Origin of the sequence: Sodalis sp. RH22, assembly GCF_047324165.1 — a bacterium.
GTDB lineage: Bacteria > Pseudomonadota > Gammaproteobacteria > Enterobacterales > Enterobacteriaceae > Acerihabitans.
In genome coordinates, this window is record NZ_CP178731.1 from 2,065,863 (window position 1) to 2,085,347 (window position 19,485).

General features: G+C 57.4%; 14 protein-coding genes. 5 read left to right on the top strand and 9 right to left on the bottom strand.

Annotation, left to right across the window (positions count from 1 at the left end):
- Positions 1–23: 23 nt before the first annotated feature.
- Positions 24–1,943, bottom strand: a complete 1,920-nt coding sequence (locus tag ACL2XN_RS09430) for an ABC transporter ATP-binding protein (protein WP_413730712.1) — start codon at positions 1,941–1,943, stop codon at positions 24–26.
- Between the two features lie 5 nt (positions 1,944–1,948).
- A complete protein-coding gene (gene rlmKL, locus ACL2XN_RS09435) occupies positions 1,949–4,066 on the bottom strand; it encodes a bifunctional 23S rRNA (guanine(2069)-N(7))-methyltransferase RlmK/23S rRNA (guanine(2445)-N(2))-methyltransferase RlmL (RefSeq protein ID WP_413730962.1) in 2,118 nt (705 codons plus the stop codon).
- 102 nt (positions 4,067–4,168) lie between these two features.
- On the opposite strand from rlmKL, the gene ACL2XN_RS09440 reads away from it, so the two are divergent.
- Positions 4,169–5,272 (top strand): YcbX family protein, encoded by a 1,104-nt coding sequence (locus ACL2XN_RS09440; RefSeq protein WP_413730713.1) that lies wholly within the window; start codon positions 4,169–4,171, stop codon positions 5,270–5,272.
- Positions 5,273–5,313: 41 nt separating this feature from the next.
- Here the strand turns inward: ACL2XN_RS09440 and ACL2XN_RS09445 are convergent, their stop codons facing one another.
- The 3 genes from ACL2XN_RS09445 to pepN all read right to left on the bottom strand — a co-directional run bounded on the left by ACL2XN_RS09445 (position 5,314) and on the right by pepN (position 9,820).
- A complete protein-coding gene (locus tag ACL2XN_RS09445; protein ID WP_413728729.1) occupies positions 5,314–5,862 on the bottom strand; it encodes a cell division protein ZapC in 549 nt (182 codons plus the stop codon).
- 163 nt (positions 5,863–6,025) lie between these two features.
- The gene (gene pyrD / locus ACL2XN_RS09450) at positions 6,026–7,036 is read right to left on the bottom strand and encodes a quinone-dependent dihydroorotate dehydrogenase (protein WP_410015883.1); all 1,011 of its coding nucleotides are present in this window, start codon (positions 7,034–7,036) and stop codon (positions 6,026–6,028) included.
- A 171-nt stretch (positions 7,037–7,207) separates the two neighbouring features.
- Complete coding sequence (pepN, locus tag ACL2XN_RS09455; protein ID WP_410015884.1) at positions 7,208–9,820, bottom strand: aminopeptidase N; 2,613 nt, start codon at positions 9,818–9,820, stop codon at positions 7,208–7,210.
- A gap of 304 nt (positions 9,821–10,124) precedes the next feature.
- On the opposite strand from pepN, the gene pncB reads away from it, so the two are divergent.
- From pncB to ompF, 3 genes are all read left to right on the top strand, one after another.
- The gene (pncB, locus tag ACL2XN_RS09460; RefSeq protein WP_410015885.1) at positions 10,125–11,330 is read left to right on the top strand and encodes a nicotinate phosphoribosyltransferase; all 1,206 of its coding nucleotides are present in this window, start codon (positions 10,125–10,127) and stop codon (positions 11,328–11,330) included.
- A 211-nt stretch (positions 11,331–11,541) separates the two neighbouring features.
- Positions 11,542–12,942 carry an asparagine--tRNA ligase gene (asnS, locus tag ACL2XN_RS09465; RefSeq protein ID WP_410015886.1) on the top strand — a complete coding sequence of 467 codons (1,401 nt, stop codon included), beginning with the start codon at positions 11,542–11,544 and terminating at the stop codon, positions 12,940–12,942.
- A gap of 300 nt (positions 12,943–13,242) precedes the next feature.
- The gene (gene ompF, locus ACL2XN_RS09470; RefSeq protein ID WP_413722395.1) at positions 13,243–14,358 is read left to right on the top strand and encodes a porin OmpF; all 1,116 of its coding nucleotides are present in this window, start codon (positions 13,243–13,245) and stop codon (positions 14,356–14,358) included.
- Positions 14,359–14,384: 26 nt separating this feature from the next.
- Here ompF and ACL2XN_RS09475 read toward each other — a convergent pair whose 3' ends face one another.
- On the bottom strand, positions 14,385–14,555 hold the full coding sequence (locus tag ACL2XN_RS09475; RefSeq protein WP_413730714.1) for a hypothetical protein: 171 nt from the start codon (positions 14,553–14,555) through the stop codon (positions 14,385–14,387).
- 39 nt (positions 14,556–14,594) lie between these two features.
- On the opposite strand from ACL2XN_RS09475, the gene ACL2XN_RS09480 reads away from it, so the two are divergent.
- Entirely contained in the window at positions 14,595–15,785 is a 1,191-nt protein-coding gene (locus ACL2XN_RS09480) for an amino acid aminotransferase (protein WP_413728732.1), read from the top strand.
- 229 nt (positions 15,786–16,014) lie between these two features.
- Here ACL2XN_RS09480 and ACL2XN_RS09485 read toward each other — a convergent pair whose 3' ends face one another.
- From ACL2XN_RS09485 to ldtD, 3 genes are all read right to left on the bottom strand, one after another.
- Complete coding sequence (locus tag ACL2XN_RS09485; protein WP_413728813.1) at positions 16,015–16,644, bottom strand: MBL fold metallo-hydrolase; 630 nt, start codon at positions 16,642–16,644, stop codon at positions 16,015–16,017.
- A 61-nt stretch (positions 16,645–16,705) separates the two neighbouring features.
- A complete protein-coding gene (locus ACL2XN_RS09490; protein WP_410015890.1) occupies positions 16,706–17,254 on the bottom strand; it encodes a DUF882 domain-containing protein in 549 nt (182 codons plus the stop codon).
- Positions 17,255–17,436: 182 nt separating this feature from the next.
- Complete coding sequence (gene ldtD / locus ACL2XN_RS09495; RefSeq protein WP_413728733.1) at positions 17,437–19,233, bottom strand: L,D-transpeptidase; 1,797 nt, start codon at positions 19,231–19,233, stop codon at positions 17,437–17,439.
- Positions 19,234–19,485 lie beyond the last annotated feature (252 nt).

Genomic DNA, 19,485 nt, shown 5'->3' on the forward strand with positions numbered 1-19,485 from the left:
CACCGTTCCCGATCGGGTTCATGTCACTCTTTTGGTCCGTTCTTTAACGCTTCAAGCTCTTCCCAGCGGGCAAAGGCCGTTTCCAGCGCCTGTTCGGCGCCGGCCATGCGCGCAATCACCGCCTGGGTTTTTTCGTGCGGCTGGCTGAAAAAATCCGCGTCCGCCATTTCGGCCTGGAGGGCATTGATTTCCTGCTCCAGGCGTTCAATCTCCTGCGGCAACATGTCCAGCTCACGCTGTAGGTTATAACTCAATTTGGCGGGGGCGCGCTTCGCATTAAGCGGCTTTGGCGCCTCGGCGACGCGATTTTTTTCGGCATGGGCGGGCGCGGCGCGCAGCGAGCGCATATTTCGGCGCTGGTTCTGGGCGTCGAAATAGCCGCCGACAAAGCTGCTGATTTGACCTTCCCCTTCAAAAATCCAGCATTCGGTCACCGAGTTGTCCACGAACTGACGGTCATGGCTGACCAGCAGCACCGTGCCCTGGTAGCCGTCGATCATCTCTTCCAGCAGTTCCAGCGTCTCGACGTCCAGGTCATTGGTCGGTTCATCCAGAATCAGCAGGTTACTGGGATTGAGGAACAATTTGGCCAGCAGCAGCCGGTTGCGCTCGCCGCCGGACAAGGCTTTTACCGGCGTCATGGCGCGCTTGGGGTGAAACAGGAAATCCTGCAGGTAACCCAGCACATGGCGCGAACGGCCGTTGACCATCACTTCCTGTTTACCTTCGGCCAGGTTGTCCATGACCGTGCGTTCGGGATCAAGTTCGGCGCGATGCTGGTCAAAATAAGCCACTTCCAGCTTGGTGCCGCAGTGGATGCGTCCGCTGTCCGGCTGCAGTTGGCCGAGCATCAGTTTTAACAGCGTGGTCTTGCCGCAGCCGTTAGGGCCGATCAGGGCGATTTTATCGCCACGCTGTACCTGGGCGCTGAAGCCGCTGACCAAGACTTTATCCGCTAGGCGATAGCTGACGTCTTCCATTTCAAAGACGATTTTACCCGAGCGGGTGGCTTCCTCCACCTGCATCTTGGCGCTGCCGATAACCTCGCGCCGTTCGCTTCTTTCATTGCGCAGCGCCTTTAACGCGCGCACGCGGCCCTCGTTACGGGTGCGCCTGGCCTTGATGCCCTGGCGGATCCACACTTCTTCCTGCGCCAGTTTCTTGTCAAACTCGGCGTTTTGCAGTTCCTGTACCCGCAGCTCTTCTTCCTTGCCTTCAAGGTATTTGTCGTAATTGCCTGGCCAGGACACCAGCTTGCCGCGATCCAGATCGACAATGCGCGTCGCCATATTGCGGATAAACGAACGGTCATGGGAAATGAAAATAATGCTGCCGGGGAAACTTTTCAGGAAGGTTTCCAGCCAGTCGATGGTTTCAATATCCAGATGGTTGGTCGGTTCATCCAGCAGCAAGACCTGGGGCTCGCAGACCAGGGCGCGGCCGAGCGCCGCTTTACGCAGCCAGCCGCCCGAGAGGGCCGACAGCTCGGTATCGGCGGTCAGGCCCAGCTGGTCCAGCACTTCGTTGATGCGTTTTTCCAGATGCCATAAATTCTGGTGGTCAAGGATCTCCTGCAGACGGCCCATTTCCATCAGGTTTTTATCGCTGGGATCCTGTTCCACCAGATGGGAAACGGCATGGTAGGCCTTCAGCGTTTGCGCCTGTTCCTGCACGCCCTCGGCGACGAAATCATAGACGCTGCCGCTCACGTTGCGCGGGGGATCCTGCTGCAGGCGGGCAACGATGGTATCCTGCTCGAAAATCAGTTGCCCGTCGTCCAGCGGCACTTCTTTGCTGAGGATTTTCATCAGGGTGGATTTGCCCGCCCCGTTGCGCCCGACCAGGCAGACGCGTTCGTTACGTTCTATATGAAGCTCGGTATTATCCAGCAACGGCGCATCGCTGAACGATAGCCAGGCGCCGGAAAGGCTGATTAATGACATGGCGTTTATTGATCCTGATCGGCATGGCTTATCAGCCAGCTGTTGTGAATATGGCGATTACGGGCGAAGTCCTGGGAGCGTGTTTGCTCGGTGATGGACCGCGCCTTCAGGCCGAGGGCCTGTAATCCTTCGGCATCCAATTGGAAACCGCGTTTATTATTGGAGAACATCATGGTGCCGCCCGGGCGTAACAATCTTTTCAGATCTTTCATCAGCACCAGGTGATCCCGTTGCACGTCGAAGCTTTCAGACATGCGTTTTGAATTGGAGAACGTGGGGGGATCGATAAAAATCAGATCGAAGGTTTCCTGCGACAGTTCAAGCCAGGACAGGCAATCAGCCTGGATCAGGCGATGCTGCTTGCCGACCAGCCCATTGCTGCGCAGGTTTTTTTCCGCCCATTCCAGATAAGTGCGCGACATATCCACCGAGGTGGTGCTGCGCGCGCCGCCGATGCCCGCATGCACGCTGGCGCTGCCGGTATAAGCGAACAAGTTGAGGAAATCCTTGCCGCGGCTCATCTCGCCCAGCATTTTACGCGCGATGCGATGATCGAGGAACAGACCGGTATCCAGATAATCGGTCAGGTTGACCCAGAGTTTGGCGTCATATTCGTCCACCAGCAGAAATTCGCCCTTCTGCGCCAGCTTCTCGTACTGGCTTTTGCCTTTTTGCCGCTCGCGGGCCTTCACCACCAGTTGGCTGGCGGGGATATCCAGCACCGACAGGGTCGCCGAGATGGCGTCGTAGAGTCGCTGGCGCGCTTTTTCCGGCTCAATGGTTTTTGGCGCCACATACTCCTGGATCACCACCCATGAACTGTAGCGATCGATGGCGACGTTATATTCGGGCAAATCGGCGTCATAAAGACGATAACAATCCAGATGCTGCTTGGCGGCCCATTTTTCCAGGCCGCGGATATTTTTACGCAGCCGGTTGGCGAAATCGGGCGCGATGTCGCGGGCTACCGCCACGTTCGGCGTCTCGGCCAGCAGGTAGTTTTTCTGCTCGCAGTCCAGCGGGCCGTTTTTTGCTTTAAACGAACGCTCCGCGCGTAATTGCAGCGCGCTTAACAATACCGGCGACGCGCTGAACAGCGACAGCCGCCAGCCGCCGAACCGGCTTTTCATGATGCGCCCGAGCAGATTATACAACGCGATCAGCGCCGGCTCGCTTTCCAGCCGCTCGCCATAGGGCGGATTGCTGATCACCGTGCCGGTCGGGCCGTCAGGCTGCGGGTTGGCCAGATTAGCCACATCATTAACCGAGAAGGTGATCAGATCGGCGATGCCTGCGTGACGGGCATTGGCGCGCGCTTTTTCCAGCACGCGCGCATCGTTGTCGGAGCCAAAAAAGCGTGAAGCGGCGCCGGCCCCCGCCGCGGCGCGCGCGCGCGCCGCGTCCAGCACTTCCTGCCACAGGGATTCGTTATGGCCGCGCCAGCCGTAAAAGCCCCATTGCTGACGCAGCAGGCCGGGCGCACGATCCGCCGCCATCAGCGCCGCTTCGATCAGCAGGGTGCCGGAGCCGCACATTGGGTCCAGCAGCGGCGTGCCCGCCTGCCAGCCGGAGCGCAGCACGATGGCGGCCGCCAGGTTTTCCTTGAGCGGCGCCTGGCCCGCGCCGTCGCGGTAGCCGCGCTGGTGCAGCCCGCCGCCGCTCAGGTCCAGCGATACCATGGCATGGTCGCGGTGCAAAAACACCTGCACGCGGATATCCGGCTGCTGTTTGGCCACGTCCGGACGCTGGTCCAGGGCATCGGCGAAACTGTCGACGATGGCGTCTTTTACCCGCAGAGTGCCGTACTGGCTGTTGCGGATAGCCTCATTGGTGCCGCTGAAATGCACGACAAAGGACTTATCCACCGAAAAAATCGCCGGCCAGTCGATACCCCGCACCCCTTGATAGAGGTCATCATCGCTGAAAACGTCAAAATCGGTCAGCGGCAGCAGGATGCGCGAAGCCAGGCGGCTCCAGAGCAGGCTTTGGTACAGCAGCCGATCGTCGCCGTGAAAGTGCACCCCGCCCAGGGCTATTTTACAGTCGAGCGCACCCAGTGCTTCCAGCTCGCTTTTTAACAGTTCTTCTAAACCTTGTGCCGTACTGGCAAAGAGTGCGTTCATCATGTCACTTATCATCAAAAAGAAAAATCGTTGGGCATTATAGCTAATCCCGACCCATTGTCATAAAGTTGGCCCAACAGAGTGTTCCGGCAGGGAGGCAAAGTGGTCAGTTTATCGCGGTTATATATTCATCCGGTGAAATCAATGCGCGGTTTGCAGGTATCCCATGCGCTGGCGGGCGCCGAAGGTCTGGCCTTTGACCGGATATTCATGGTTACCGACCCGGACGGTACTTTTATTACCGCCCGCCAATATCCGCAAATGGTGCTGTTTACGCCGGTGATGGTACAAAACGGCCTGCACCTTGGCGCGCCGGACGGACAAAGCATGTTGGCGCGCTTTGCCGATTTCACGCCTGACGGCCGCCCCACCGAAGTCTGGGGCAACCATTTTACCGCGTATGTGGCACCCGAGGCCATCAATAACTGGTTAAGCGGCTATTTAGGTCGCGCGGTGCAGCTACGCTGGACCGGGGAGCAAAGCCACCGGCGGGTCAAACGCTATCCCGGCATACCGCTGTCGTTTGCCGACGGTTACCCCTTTTTGCTGATCGGCGAGGCTTCGTTCAGGGATTTGCAGGGGCGCTGTCCCGCCGGCATCAATATTACCCAGTTCCGGCCGAATTTGGTGGCGGCGGGCGCGGCGCCTTTTGCCGAGGACGGCTGGCGGCGCATTCGCATCGGCGACGTCGAGTTCGAGGCGGTCAAGCCCTGCAGCCGCTGCGTGCTCACCACCGTGAGCGTGGAACTGGGCCGTAAACACCCGGCGACGGAGCCTTTGCGCACCTTGCAGGGCTACCGCACCGCCGATAACGGCGATGTGGATTTCGGCCAAAATCTGATCGCGCGCTCCAGCGGCATCATCCGCGCCGGCGACATGATTGAAATACTGGCGGAACAGGAGCCCAGGCGTTACGGAGGCGGCGCGGTAAGCGCAACCCTGGCGGCGCCGGTGGACGGCGAGCGGCAGGTGATGATTGATTACCAGGGACGGCGCTTTCGCGGCAATAACCAGCAGGTATTGCTGGAGCAGCTTGAGCAACAGGGGATTCACATTCCTTATTCATGCCGGGCAGGCATCTGCGGCACCTGCAAGGTAAGGTTGCTTGAAGGCGAGGTCGCGCCGCTGAAAGCCAGCGCGGTCGAAGAACCCGGCCAGGTGCTGTCCTGCAGTTGCATACCCAAAAGCGATTTGCGTCTTGGCTAACTTCCGGGCGGCATACGCGCCCCGCATACGCCGAAAGGCGGCTACACCGCGGCGGCGTACTGGATATCGTCCTGGCGCGGGTAAGGTAATAACCGGTCGTGCATAATTTTGATGGCGTCGCCCAGCACGATTTTACGCGCGGCCAGGGTAAGCTGCGCCTGCGCCAGCACGCACAGGCTGGCGTTATCGCCCGCTTCCGCCACCAGCAGCCGCGCATATTCGCCATTGTCATTGAGGCGCACCAGCACGTCGTCGCCCATCACGGGATGCCAGTTCAACGGCGTGGGCTGCGGCCGGAAATGCCAGCTCTTCGGCATCAGCGGTTTCAGGAAGCGCAATGCCACCAGGGCATTGAGGATAAGCTCCGCCTGCTGTTCTTCCTTTAACGGCAGCGCCCGACACTTTTCGGCTAAGGTAAAATAGAGCGCGGCGTCGTCTACGCAGAATACCGTTTCGCTAAACGCATCGGGCGTCAGTGTCTTAGCGCAAAAGCGTGAACGGAATATCATACCGTCAGCGAGATCCAGCATCATCCGATCATGCTCGGCATCATAAAACCAACGCCAATTATCGCCGGGAGTGAATTTCATCTTTAAATCCTTTCATCACGTCGCAATCGATTATGAAATATCCTGCAAAGAATTTTAGCGTTTAGAAAATAATTCTACGGATAAATTAACAGCAAACGGATAAAAGATAAACGAGCCTGGGGAATAAATAAACCCCCCAAGCCGTTTAATGAGAAAAAAATGATCAAATATGGGTAACAATGTCTTTAATCAGACGGGGACCGTGAAAAATAAAGCCGGAATATATTTGAATAAGCGCGGCGCCGGCGTCCATTTTTTCCCTCGCGGCGATCAGGGAATCAATTCCCCCTACCCCGATGATGGGCAATTTGCCGTTTAATTCACGGAACAGTCGGCGAATCACTTCCGTACTGCGCGCTTGTAAGGGACGGCCGCTTAACCCGCCGGTCTGGTTGCAATGGTTCAGGCCCTGCACCAGGTGCCGATCGGTGGTGGTGTTGGTGGCGATGACGCCGTCGATATTATGACGGACCAGGCTGTCGGCAACCTGGACCAGCTCTTCGTCCGTCAGGTCGGGGGCTATTTTGACCGCAACCGGAACATATTTGTGGTGATACTTTTGCAGTTCGGACTGCTTATTCTTAATCGCCAACAATAAATCGTCCAGCGCTTCGCCGAATTGCAGCGTGCGCAGTCCCGGGGTATTGGGGGAGGAAATGTTTATCGCTATATAGCCTGCGTAAGGATATATCTTATCCATGCACAGCAGATAATCCTCCTTGCCCTGCTCCACCGGCGTCGCCTTGTTTTTGCCGATATTGATTCCCAACACGCCGCCAAAATGGGATTTTTTAACGTTTTCAACGAGATAATCCACGCCTTTATTGTTAAATCCCATCCGGTTGATCAGCCCTTCCGCCTCGACAAGCCGGAACAGGCGTGGTTTATCATTACCGGGCTGCGGACGCGGCGTTACCGTGCCGACCTCGATAAAGCCAAAACCCATGGCGCCGAGCGCGTCGATGCAATCACCATCTTTATCCAGGCCGGCGGCGAGTCCCAGCGGATTCTTAAACGCTATCCCCATGCAATTGACCGTCTTGGTCGGCACCGACTGGCGCACCAGAAACTCGAATGGCGTGCCGCTAATTCGGCGCAACTGCTGGAAGGTTAATTCATGGGCACGTTCTGGATCGAGCTGGAATAAAGCCTGTCTGATGAGGGGATAAAACATATCGTCTCCTGATATCCCGGTGGCAACCGGGGCGGTATTATCAAGTATCGGGCGCGGAAAAGAAATCAAACGGCGTAAAAAAAGCGCGATCGCTCGCGCCAGATCAAAAAAGCCCCCTTGCGGCGGGGTTATGGCGCGTCGGCGGGGCGCCATAACCCCGCCGCCGCCGGTCTAACCTAACGCCTTGGTGATTTTTTCATACAAATCCCCGGACAGGTTCGGCAGCGCCTGCAACGTCGCCAGCGCCTCGCGCATCAATGCCTGGCGCGACTCATCGTAACGCCGCAGCCGGATCAGCGGCTCGATAAGCCTTGAGGCCACCTGCGGATTACGCGTATTCAGCTCGACCAGGATTTCGGCCAGGAAGCGGTAGCCGCTGCCGTCGGCGGCATGGAACGCCGAGGGATTGCCCGCGCTGAACGCGCCGATGAGCGACCGGATACGGTTAGGGTTGTTCAGGCTGAAGGAGCGATGGGTCAGCAAGGATTTAACCTGGGCGAGCACATCGTCGGCCGGGCTGGTGGCCTGCAGGGTAAACCATTTATCCATCACCAGGCCGTCATGATGCCAGCGCTCGTCGAACTCGGCCAGCAGCGTCGCCTGGCACGGCAGCTGCGCCGCCACGGCGGCGGACATCGCCGCCAGCGCATCGGTCATATTGTCCGCCGCGTGATACTGCGCGGTGGTGAGCCTGACCGCCCGATCGTGTTCGCCGAACGCCAGGTAATACAGGCAAATATTGCGCAAAGCGCGCTTGCCGATATCCGCGTGCACGACCCGGTATACCGGCGTCTTGTTGGCCTGGTAAACCGCCAGCAGCTCATCGGCCAGCTCCGTCGCCAGACAGCGGATCAGCGCCTCATGCACTTCATGGATGGCCGCCGGATCGATAACGCTGAATAATTCCGCCATCTCGTTTTCGCTGGGCAGCGTCAGGATCTGCGCCGCCAGCGCCGGGTCGAGGGAGGGGTCGAGCAACACGCCCCGGAAGGCATCGGCCACATGCAGCGGCAGGCTCAGCGGCAGGCCCTGGCTCACGCGCGCCACGCTCAGGCGAATATAAATCGACAGCAGGCTCTGCGCGGCGTCCCAACGGGAAAACTCGTCGGTGGCAAAACGCATCAGCAAGGTAAGCTGCTGATCGCTATAGGGGTAATCGAGCTTCACCGGCGCGGAGAATCCGCGCAGCAGCGACGGCACCGGCAACGACGGCACATCGTCAAAAATAAACGTCTGCACCGCGTCGGTGATATTCAGCACATTGTTCACCGGCCGGCCGTCGCGCCGCAAAGGAATCACCTGGCCCTGGATATCATAAAGCTCGATATCCAGCGGAATATGCAACGGCAGTTTCTCTGCCTGATCGGCGGTCGGCGGGGTCATCTGGCTGACGTGCAGCTGATATTGCCGCAACTCGGGGTTATAGTCATCGCGCACCGACAATACCGGCGTACCGGACTGGCTATACCACCGGCGGAACTGGGTCAGGTCGATACCGGAAGCCTGTTCCATGGCGTTGACAAAATCATCGCAGGTGGCGGCGGATCCGTCGTGGCGCTCAACATACAGCCGCATCCCGGCCTGGAACTTTTCTTCGCCCAAAAGCGTATGCAGCATGCGGATCACTTCCGCGCCCTTTTCATAGACCGTCACGGTATAGAAGTTATTCATCTCGATAACCTTCTCGGGACGAATCGGGTGGGCCATCGGGCTGGCGTCCTCGGCAAACTGCGAGCCGCGCATCACGCGCACGTTGCCGATGCGGTTCACCGGGCGCGAGCCGAGATCGGCGCTGAATTCCTGATCGCGAAAGACCGTCAACCCTTCCTTCAGGCTCAGTTGGAACCAGTCCCGGCAGGTGATACGGTTGCCGGTCCAGTTATGGAAATACTCATGGCCGATAACCCGCTCGATATTCAGATAATCACTATCGGTGGCGGTCTCAGCGCGCGCCAGCACATATTTGGAATTGAACACATTCAATCCCTTGTTTTCCATGGCGCCCATATTAAAGAAATCCACGGCGACAATCATAAAGATGTCGAGATCGTATTCCAGGCCGAAGCGGGCTTCATCCCAGCGCATCGCCTGCTTAAGCGAGGTCATCGCCCAATCGGCGCGATCCAGGTTGCCGCGATCGACAAACAGCTCCAGCGCCACCTCGCGTCCGGAACGGGTGGTGAAACTGTCGCGCAGCACGTCGAAATCACCGGCCACCAGGGCAAAGAGATAGCAGGGTTTAGGGAACGGGTCCTGCCAGACCACCCAATGGCGGCCGTCGGCCATTTCGCCGCCGTCAATGCGGTTGCCGTTGGACAGCAGGAAGGGATAGCGTGTTTTGTCGGCGATAATGCGGGTGGTAAAGCGCGCCAGCACGTCCGGGCGGTCCAGATAATAAGTAATATGGCGGAAACCCTCCGCCTCGCATTGCGTGCACAGGGCGTCGCCGGACAGGTACAGCCCTTCCAGCGCCGAGTTCTGCGCCGGATGAATCACATTCACGATGGTAAGGGTAAACGCCCCGGGCAGCTGTTCAATCACCAGCAGCGGCCCTTCCTGACGGTAGTGCGCCCAAGGCTGCCCATCGATGCTGACGTTAAGCAGCTGCAGGTCCTCGCCGTTTAATACCAGCGGCGCTCCCGCCGGTCCTTTCCTGACAACGTTACTGACCGCCGTTACCGTAGTGGTTTCGGCGTTAAGATCAAACTCCAGGCTGATATCGGTGATGGTATAATCCGGCGCACGATAATCATGGCGGTATTTTGCTAGCGGCTGTTGAGTCATAATTAACCTTTTGGCATCGTCATTGATTTCTCTGTGATAAGTCTATTCCTGTTAAGACCATGTTGCCATTGTTAAGCGGCATGGCCCGTTAAAATGCCCGCGCAGGGGGTTGAAAAAGATCGTGACGCTGCACCACGGGTTTTATCATGTCGTTTCAGCCCGGACGGCACGTTTAAGCCTCGACGTTGCAGCGCCATTTATGATTTGATGTGACTACACTTACAGAACAAGCCGGGTACACTTCAGTCGATTTGCCATTTATCCGACTGTATTTATGTGTCGCAAGAGGATGCTGTAGCGCGCCATGACTTTAGCCATTGAGCCGATTTTAACGTCGATACTTGACACTGATGCCTACAAGTTGCATATGCAGCAGGCGGTTTATCATCGTTACCATGATGTTACGGGTACCGCCGAGTTCCGCTGCCGCGGCGACGATATGCTGGGCGAATACGCCGCCGAAATCGGCGCGCAAATCGAGCTGATGCGTAACCTGGCGCTGAGCGACGAGGAATTCGCCTTTCTCTCGGCGCTGCCTTTTTTCCACCAGGATTATCTGGCGTGGCTGCGCGCGTTCCGGTTCGACCCGCGCCAGGTGCGGGTGCGCGATCATAACGGCAAGCTCGATATCCGCATTACCGGCCCGTGGCGTGAGGTGATCCTGTGGGAAGTGCCATTGCTGGCGGTCATCAGCGAAGTGGTCCATCGCCGGCGCACGCCTTTCGATGTGCGCGACATGGCGCTGACGCAGCTGCGGCAAAAACTGCAGCATTTCCGCGACCGCAGCCGCGATATCGATATCTCCCGTTTCAAACTGATGGATTTCGGCACCCGCAGGCGGTTTTCGCGCCAGGTCCAATACGATGTGGTCCGCGAACTGCAGCGGGACTTCCCTTATCTCATCGGCACCAGCAACTACGATTTGGCCCGGCGGCTGTCGTTAACGCCGGTGGGCACCCAGGCCCATGAATGGTTTCAGGCCCACCAGCAGATAAGTCCGGTGCTGGCCAATAGCCAGCGCGCCGCGCTTCAGGCCTGGCTGGACGAATACCCCGACCAGTTGGGCATCGCCCTGACCGATTGCATTACCATGGATGCGTTCCTGCGTGATTTCGGCGCCGGTTTTGCCACGCGCTACCAGGGACTGCGCCATGATTCCGGCGACCCGGTGGAATGGGGCGAGAAGGCGATTGCCCATTACCAGAAGCTGGGTATCGACCCGCTGACCAAGACCCTGGTCTTTTCCGACAGCCTTGACTTCGACAAGGCGCTGGCGCTGTATCGCCACTTCTGGCAGCGGATTAACCTGGTGTTCGGTATCGGCACCCGGCTAACGTGCGATATCCCGGGGGTTAAGCCGCTGAATATCGTGATCAAGCTTGTGGAGTGCAACGGCAAACCGGTGGCGAAACTGTCCGACAGCCCCGGTAAAAGCATGTGCCAGGACAAAGAGTTCGTCCGTGCGCTGCGCAAGGCCTTTGATTTACCGCTGGTGAAAAAAGCCAGCTGATGCTTGCCCTATCCCGCGCCGGCTCCTCTTCCGGCGCGCGCATCGCGCCCCATTGTTCCCCTTACCCGGCGATTGTTTGCGCCCGCAGGCAAAATCTGTCATTAAATGATGATTTTCGCTTGTGTCCTTCTGCCCGCCAAGTAACATATTACAGCTTTCGCCGCGGCGATAATGTTTAATCCCCCATCACAATGAGTTAAGAGAGTCATTTATGAGCGTAGTGCCTGTAGTCGATGTACTGCAAGGGCGCATACCGGCTGACAGTGAAGTCACTGTATATGGTTGGGTGCGTACCCGGAGAGATTCTAAAGCCGGTATCTCCTTTCTCGCCGTCTATGACGGTTCCTGCTTTGATCCTTTACAGGCCGTCATAAATAATACTCTGCCGAATTACAAGTCGGACATCCTGCGCCTGACCACCGGCTGTTCGGTGGCGATCACCGGCCGGGTGACCGAATCGCTGGGCGGCGGCCAGCGCTTCGAGATCCAGGCGGACAAAGTGGACGTGCTGGGCTGGGTGGACGATCCCGACACGTATCCGATGGCGGCGAAACGGCACAGCGTGGAATATCTGCGCGAGGTGGCGCACCTGCGCCCGCGCACGAATATGATCGGCGCCGTCGCCCGGGTGCGCCATACCCTGGCGCAGGCCATCCACCGCTTTATGGATGAGCGCGGCTTCTTCTGGGTCTCCACGCCGCTTATCACCGCATCCGACGCCGAGGGCGCCGGTGAGATGTTCCGCGTCTCCACGCTGGATTTTGAAAACCTGCCGCGCACCGCCCAGGGCAAGGTTAACTTTGATGAAGACTTTTTCGGCAAGGAAGCGTTCCTGACCGTCTCCGGCCAGCTGAATGCGGAAACCTATGCCTGCGCGCTATCCAAGGTCTATACCTTCGGCCCGACGTTCCGCGCCGAGAACTCCAATACCACCCGCCATCTGGCCGAGTTCTGGATGATGGAGCCGGAAGTCGCTTTCGCCAATCTGGATGATATCGCCGGCCTGGCGGAAGCGCTGCTGAAATATGTCTTCCAGGCGGTGCTCACCGAGCGCGCCGACGATATGAAATTTTTTGCCGAACGCGTGGATAAGGACGCCATTACCCGCCTGGAACATTTTGTGGCATCCGATTTTGCCCAGGTTGATTATACCGAGGCGGTGGAGATTTTAATCGCCTCCGGCCAGCCCTTCGAAAACCCGGTCTCATGGGGCGTCGATTTGTCCTCCGAGCATGAACGCTACCTGGCGGAGAAACATTTTAAAGCGCCGGTGGTGGTAAAAAATTACCCCAAAGACATCAAGGCGTTTTATATGCGTCAGAACGACGACGGCAAAACGGTGGCCGCCATGGATGTGCTGGCGCCGGGAATCGGCGAAATCATCGGCGGTTCACAGCGTGAAGAACGTCTGGACCGGCTTGACGATCGTTTGGCGGAAATGGGGCTGAATAAAGAAGATTATTGGTGGTACCGCGATCTGCGTCGTTACGGCACCGTGCCGCATTCGGGTTTCGGACTCGGGTTTGAACGTTTGATCGTTTATGTCACAGGAATGCAAAATATTCGTGACGTAATCCCCTTCCCACGCAGTCCGCGCAATGCGAACTTCTAATTTTCTTCTTAAAATATAAGAAAAACATATATATAACTTCTGGAGGCCAGCGATGCTGGCCTTTATCTTTTCAAAGTTTGAGTTCTCTCACAAAGTTCCGTGAAATTTACATCTTGTAACACACGGTTTCCCGCTGAAACATCATTGCGACCTTTGTAGCATTTTCCATGTGGATTAACAGGTCCACGAATGGAACACTGCGTGCAGACACAGGAAGACACCAAACTCTCAATAATGTTTCATCTAGAAATGTTAGCGGCAGTGGCAGGTGTCCGAATAACACCAATGAGGGTAGTAATAATGATGAAGCGCAATCTTCTTGCAGTGGTAATTCCGGCCTTGTTGGCTGCTGGCGCGGCTAATGCGGCCGAAGTTTATAATAAAGACGGTAACAAACTGGATTTGTACGGTAAAGCTGTCGGCCTGCATTACTTCTCTAATTCCAACGACAATAGCTTTGCGGGCGACGGCGATCAGACCTATGCGCGTCTCGGCTTTAAAGGCGAAACCCAGATTAACGACCAACTGACCGGTTACGGCCAGTGGGAATACCAGTTTAACGCCAACCACACTGAAGGCGGCTCCGACGCGCAAGACGGCAATAAAACCCGTCTGGGCTTTGCCGGCTTGAAATTCGGTGACTACGGTTCATTCGATTACGGCCGTAACTACGGCGTAGTGTACGACGCTCTGGGCTGGACCGATATGCTGCCGGAGTTCGGCGGTGATACCGCCTACTCCGATAACTTCTTTGTTGGCCGTACCACCGGCGTTGCCACTTACCGCAACACCAATTTCTTCGGCCTGGCCGACGGCCTGGATTTTGCCTTGCAGTACCAGGGCAAAAACGACCGTACCGGCTCTGATTTCGGCCGCGCTAACGGCGACGGCTACGGCGGTTCCGTATCATACGTTTCTCCTATCGGCTTAGGCATCGTAGGCGCTTATGCTTCCTCCGATCGTACCGAAACGCAGAATGCCTCGCCGATTGGCCAGGGCGACCGTGCCGAACAATGGGCAACGTCGGTTAAATATGACGCTAACAATATTTACCTGGCCGCCACCTACGGCGAAACCCGCAACGCAACCCGTATCACCGCGCCGGTTACCACTGGCGGCGTGACCACCGGTGTTGATGGCTTTGCCAATAAAACCCAGGACATCCTGCTGGTTGCCCAGTATCAGTTTGACTTCGGTCTGCGTCCGTCCATCGCTTACGGCCAGTCCAAAGCGAAAGACGTTGAAGGCATCGGCGACACTGATATCCTGAAATACTACGAAGTTGGCGCTACCTACTACTTCAACAAAAACATGTCCACCTATGTTGACTACATCATCAATAAAGTTGATGACAACAACAAGCTGGGCATGGGTACCGACGACACCGTCGCACTGGGCCTGGTTTACCAGTTCTAAGCCGACACGGACGTCCTTGCAGCGCATCATAACTGCAGGTCAAGATAAAGAAGCGGGGTGGCTGCCCCGCTTTTTTTTTGTTTTTTTCCGCCAATGCCGTCCCTGTGCCCTTTTCCGGTAAATTCCCTTGCGCCGTCACAGCGTTTTTTTCCCCAGCCTGTTGGCAAAGCACGTTTCTGGCGGTAACCTGATAACACTCTACGCTCACCTTTAGTTACCTTCTGGAACCCTTCATAATGTTTGAAACTATCCCCCTGGCCGCCGCCGATCCTATCCTTGGTTTGCTGGACGTTTTCCGTGCCGACGATCGGCCCAATAAAATCAACCTAGGCATCGGCGTGTACAAAGATGAAACCGGCCAGACACCGGTGCTCACCAGCGTCAAAAAAGCCGAACAATTGCTGCTGGAAAACGAAGTCACCAAAAATTATCTCGGTATCGACGGCTTGCCGGCGTTCGCCCGCTGTACCCAAACGCTGCTGTTCGGCACCGGCAGCGCGATTATCAGCGCCAACCGCGCCCGCACGGCGCAAACGCCCGGCGGCACCGGCGGGCTTCGCGTCGCCGCGGATTTCCTGGCCAGTAATACCACGACCCGGCGCGTCTGGATCAGCACCCCCACCTGGCCGAACCATAAAAATATCTTCGCCGCCGCCGGTATTGAAACCGCCGACTACGATTATTACGACGCCGTCAGCCACCAGCTTAACTTCGCCGGCATGCTGGCAAGCCTTGAGCAGGCCCAGGCCGGCGACGTCGTGTTATTCCACGGCTGCTGCCATAACCCCACCGGTATCGACCCGACAGAGGCGCAATGGCGTACCCTGGCCGAGCTGTCGCGGAGCAAAGGCTGGCTGCCGTTATTTGATTTCGCCTATCAGGGGTTTGCCCATGGGCTGGAAGAAGATGCGCAGGGCCTGCGTATCTTTGCCGAGAACCATGCGGAAATGATTATCGCCAGTTCGTATTCCAAAAATTTCGGTCTGTATAATGAGCGCGTTGGCGCCTGCACCCTGGTCGGCGCCGATGCCGACACCGCCGACAAGATCTTCAGCCAGCTAAAATCCTGTATTCGCGCCAATTATTCCAATCCGCCGGCCCACGGCGCCGCGATTGTCGCCACCATTCTAGGCAACGAGGCGCTGAAGGCGCTGTGGGAGCAGGAACTGACCGAAATGCGCCAGCGTATACGGCGCATGCGCCAGCTGTTCGTCAATACCCTGCGGGAAAAAGGCGCGCAGCAGGATTTCGAGTTTATCAATGCGCAAAACGGCATGTTCTCGTTCAGCGGCCTGACCAAAGATCAGGTATTGCGGCTGCGCAGCGAGTTCGGCGTGTATGCGGTGAACTCTGGCCGGGTAAATGTGGCGGGCATGACCACCGGGAATATGGCGCAATTATGCGAAGCCATCGTGGCGGTGCTTTAACGGCGTGCAATCGTATAACGTGCGCGTTTACGGGCATCGGCAAGGTTTGCCGGCGGGGTGATGTCTGTTGACCGGGCGCGGTTTTGGCGGCGGGGGTGGCGGATGTCGCGTCGCCTGGACGCCGGATTGTCCCGGTGGCAGCGAAAGCACCGGCCTCCTGCTCATTGATTAAGAATAAGCAGGAGGCGGGTCCGTCAACAGTCTGAACCGCCTTAACCGGCGGTTTTTTTTATCGCAGGAAAGGATTGGTTAGGCGTTCATGGCCAAGGGTGGACATAGGTCCATGGCCGGGCAGAAAATCGATATCGTCGCCCAGGGGCAGGAGTTTGGTGCGAATAGAATTGATTAAATCCTGATGATTGCCGCGCGGAAAATCGCTGCGGCCAACCCCGCCGTAAAACAGCACATCGCCCATCAGGATAAAATGCGCGGCGGCGTTATAAAATACGATATGTCCGGGAGTGTGGCCCGGGCAGTGCAGGATGGCGAAACGCTCTTCGCCGACCAGGACCTCGTCGCCCTCTTCCAGCCAGCGATCCGGCGTCAGGGGCCGGCAGTCATCCAGGCCGAACATGCGGCTTTGCTCCGGCAGCCCCGCCAGTAAAAAAAGATCTTCGCGCTGCGGGCCGACAATGGGCACGCCATAATGGGCCGCAAGCTCGGCGGCGGCGCCGACATGGTCCAGATGGCCATGGGTCAGCAGAATTTGTTTTATCGCAACCGGTTTTTCCGCCACCGCCGCGATAAGCCTGGCCGCGTCGCCGCCGGGATCGACCAGCGCCGCTTCGCCGGTTTTGTCACACCATATCAGCGAACAATTCTGGCTGAAGGCGGTAACCGGGACAATATGGTATTTCATCATACTTCATTACTCTCTGTTTTCGCCTGCCGCCGCTACCCGGGGCCCGGCGATAACAGGCTCACCAGGCTCTAACCGGACCGGTATCGATATGGACGAAGTTACTGCTGGGATAATAGCCTACCCCGCCCATGCGCATTTTCATGGCCGCCTTGCGGATGTTGCTCAGCTGCACGCCCTGGATATGGAAATCCATCGCTTTCCCCAGCGTATGGTAGCTGTGCTTGGCCACCCCGGAACTGTGCGCGCGCAGTTCGTTGTTGGTGTCCACCGAACGGTAACCTGAAATCAATTGTACCGGTTTGTTGGTATCGAGCATCATTTGCAGGCGGTAGATATGATCAAACAAGCGCGGATCGATACTCGTCACTTTATTGGCGCGGTAATCACGGAAAAAATGATTAAGGCGCGACAATTCCGAGGCATTATACCCTTTACCGTTAAAGAATTCGGTTTTTAATGTTTCTCCGGTGTTCAGGTTATTCAGCGAGAGAATACGGGGCCTGGGCGTAGAAAGCATGGCAAAGGAGGTACTGGGCAGCAAGGCGACACCCATTGCGGCACAGCTTAACGTCAAGAGTTTGCGGCGGTGATGATTTATATGATCCATGAGCGAAATAACCAATCGGCATAAGGAAACGAACGTATTGCACATAAGCGCACCGTCGGGAACCATAACCGCAGTTATTGGTGCAGTCAACCAACGCTTTGTCAAGGTTTGCAAAGGTTCACAGAATAGGCGGCCGGCGCGTTATCGCTCCGGCCGTAAATAATTCTCATTCGTTCAGCAGGTTATTGCAGCAGCCGCTGCGCATTGGCCAGGCTTTTGGCCCCTACTTTTATCGCGGAATCATAATTGTAAATATCTGTACGAAATTGTGGTTTGCCGTCATCAGCCACCCAGGCGGTAAGATAAAACAGATTCACTGGAATTTGGTGGCGTATCGGCACATAGGTGGTATTGCCTTCCTTGAGCGTGGCGCTGACCCGCGTATCGCCCCAGCCGGCGTCCTGCAGCAGCATATTGGCCAGGTCGGACGCCTTGTTGACCCGCACGCAGCCCGAGCTGAGCGCGCGCATATCGCTAAGGAACAGATTATGGTTGGGCGTATCGTGCAGATAGATGGCGTCCGAACTGGGCATATTAAACTTATACCGCCCCAGCGCGTTGTTGGCGCCCGGATTCTGGCGCAGCCGGAACGGGAAATGGGCAGGGGAAATCATGCCCCAGTCCAGGGTGCCGGGATCGATGGCCTCGGCGTCGCTGCTCCAGCCCGACAGAACGGTAAAACCGTTGCGCTGCAGGTAACCGGGATCGCGCATCGCCTTGGGGACGATATCTTGCCGCACCAGCGAGGTGGGGACATTCCAGGGCGGGTTCAGCACCACGCTGCTGAGCGCGCTGCGCATCAGCGGGGTTTTGCGGCTTGGCCGGCCGACAATCACCCGCGATGAAAGCACCTGGGCGCCCTGCTGATAATACACCAGCGAAAAATTGGGGATATTAACCTGGATACCGGTATTGATACGGTTATTCAACAGCCGCAGGCGCTGTATGTTCAATGCCAGCAGCGTCACCCGCGTTTGCGGCGACACGTTCAGCCAATCCCGTGTCTGGCGGCCGATAACGCCGTCGGCCGTCAGCCCTTGCCAGCTCTGGAAGCGTTTTACCGCCTCCACCAGATCGGGAGTATAGGCCTTATCCTGCGGGTCGACCGTCGCCACCACGGCCGGATCGGACGTCGAAGCGGACGGCGCCAGGGAATCGGCCGCCGGGCTGACCACCACCGACTGCTGCCCATCCGTCACCGGAGGGGTGGTGCGCACATCCGCCGGCATATTATCGGCGGTGGGCAGCGGGGTGGCCGACGCCGGCAATATCATGCCGCTACGGTGCAGGATTTCGCGCAGCGCCGGGATATCATCGCTTAGCTGCCCGGGGCGCAGGCTTTCATTGCCATTGAGCTGGGGCCAGGGATGATTATCCGTCAGCATGGTTTTCAACGCTTGGTGCATCTTGGGATATTGCGGGTGCTGCGGCGCCAGGCCGGCTATAAAGCGCGTGATGCCGCCGTCTTTAATCGCGTGCTGCCAGTGCTCGACCGCCAGTACCGGCGGCGGCGCCAGGCGATACGGCTTGTTGTTGTAAAGCCAGACCTCGCCGTTTTGCTCCACCCCGGTGACAAATTGCAGGTAGCCGAGCATGGCGTCGGACAAGATGACGTCGCGCGCCATAGGACTGATATCGGGATTGGTCAGCCATTGCGCCCAGGAGATAAATTGCGGCTGGACGCCGGATAGCGCCAGTTCGGCCAGTTGCTGCTGGAATTGCTGGATGGCATCGCGATCCTGCCACATGGGCTGGTTATGCCGGGCGGCATAAAGCGCGTTAAGCTCAGCGGAATAATAGGGCTTGACGCCGGCGGGCAGCACCGCCGCCAATGCGGACGGACTGTGGCCCAACGTCTTGGTATCCGGCATGATGGGGGCGGTGGCCACCTGAGCGCGGACGGCCAGCGGGATCAGGCTTGATGCCAGCAGGCAAGCGAGAAGCCCACGTCGCCATAACACATAATTGGTGAGTAACATCCCATGTCCCCTGTATGCAGAATTGTTAATTATTATCGTCTTATTATTTACACTCAACTTTACCTTAGTATATAAGCAGAAAGCCAACTCTGCGCTGTCTGTATGCGGCTTAATGTGTAATCGTTTCTCCGGTGCGCCTGTTTACCCCGGCGCGGCATAAAAAAACCGCCCTAAACCCGGCGTGTTCAAGGGAGAGTATGCCGATGGGGTCAAATCGGGCGTGCTTTTCCCGCCCGACCGAGCGCCCCATGG

What these genes read in the sequence shown, in the direction of transcription:
- ldtD (WP_413728733.1), bottom strand. Translation starts at nt 19,233, where the DNA reads ATGTTACTCACCAATTATGTGTTATGGCGACGTGGGCTTCTCGCTTGC.
- ACL2XN_RS09490 (WP_410015890.1), bottom strand. Translation starts at nt 17,254, where the DNA reads ATGGATCATATAAATCATCACCGCCGCAAACTCTTGACGTTAAGCTGT.
- ACL2XN_RS09430 (WP_413730712.1), bottom strand. Translation starts at nt 1,943, where the DNA reads ATGTCATTAATCAGCCTTTCCGGCGCCTGGCTATCGTTCAGCGATGCG.
- ompF (WP_413722395.1), top strand. Translation starts at nt 13,243, where the DNA reads ATGATGAAGCGCAATCTTCTTGCAGTGGTAATTCCGGCCTTGTTGGCT.
- ACL2XN_RS09485 (WP_413728813.1), bottom strand. Translation starts at nt 16,644, where the DNA reads ATGAAATACCATATTGTCCCGGTTACCGCCTTCAGCCAGAATTGTTCG.
- rlmKL (WP_413730962.1), bottom strand. Translation starts at nt 4,066, where the DNA reads ATGAACGCACTCTTTGCCAGTACGGCACAAGGTTTAGAAGAACTGTTA.
- ACL2XN_RS09480 (WP_413728732.1), top strand. Translation starts at nt 14,595, where the DNA reads ATGTTTGAAACTATCCCCCTGGCCGCCGCCGATCCTATCCTTGGTTTG.
- pepN (WP_410015884.1), bottom strand. Translation starts at nt 9,820, where the DNA reads ATGACTCAACAGCCGCTAGCAAAATACCGCCATGATTATCGTGCGCCG.
- ACL2XN_RS09445 (WP_413728729.1), bottom strand. Translation starts at nt 5,862, where the DNA reads ATGAAATTCACTCCCGGCGATAATTGGCGTTGGTTTTATGATGCCGAG.
- pyrD (WP_410015883.1), bottom strand. Translation starts at nt 7,036, where the DNA reads ATGTTTTATCCCCTCATCAGACAGGCTTTATTCCAGCTCGATCCAGAA.
- asnS (WP_410015886.1), top strand. Translation starts at nt 11,542, where the DNA reads ATGAGCGTAGTGCCTGTAGTCGATGTACTGCAAGGGCGCATACCGGCT.
- pncB (WP_410015885.1), top strand. Translation starts at nt 10,125, where the DNA reads ATGACTTTAGCCATTGAGCCGATTTTAACGTCGATACTTGACACTGAT.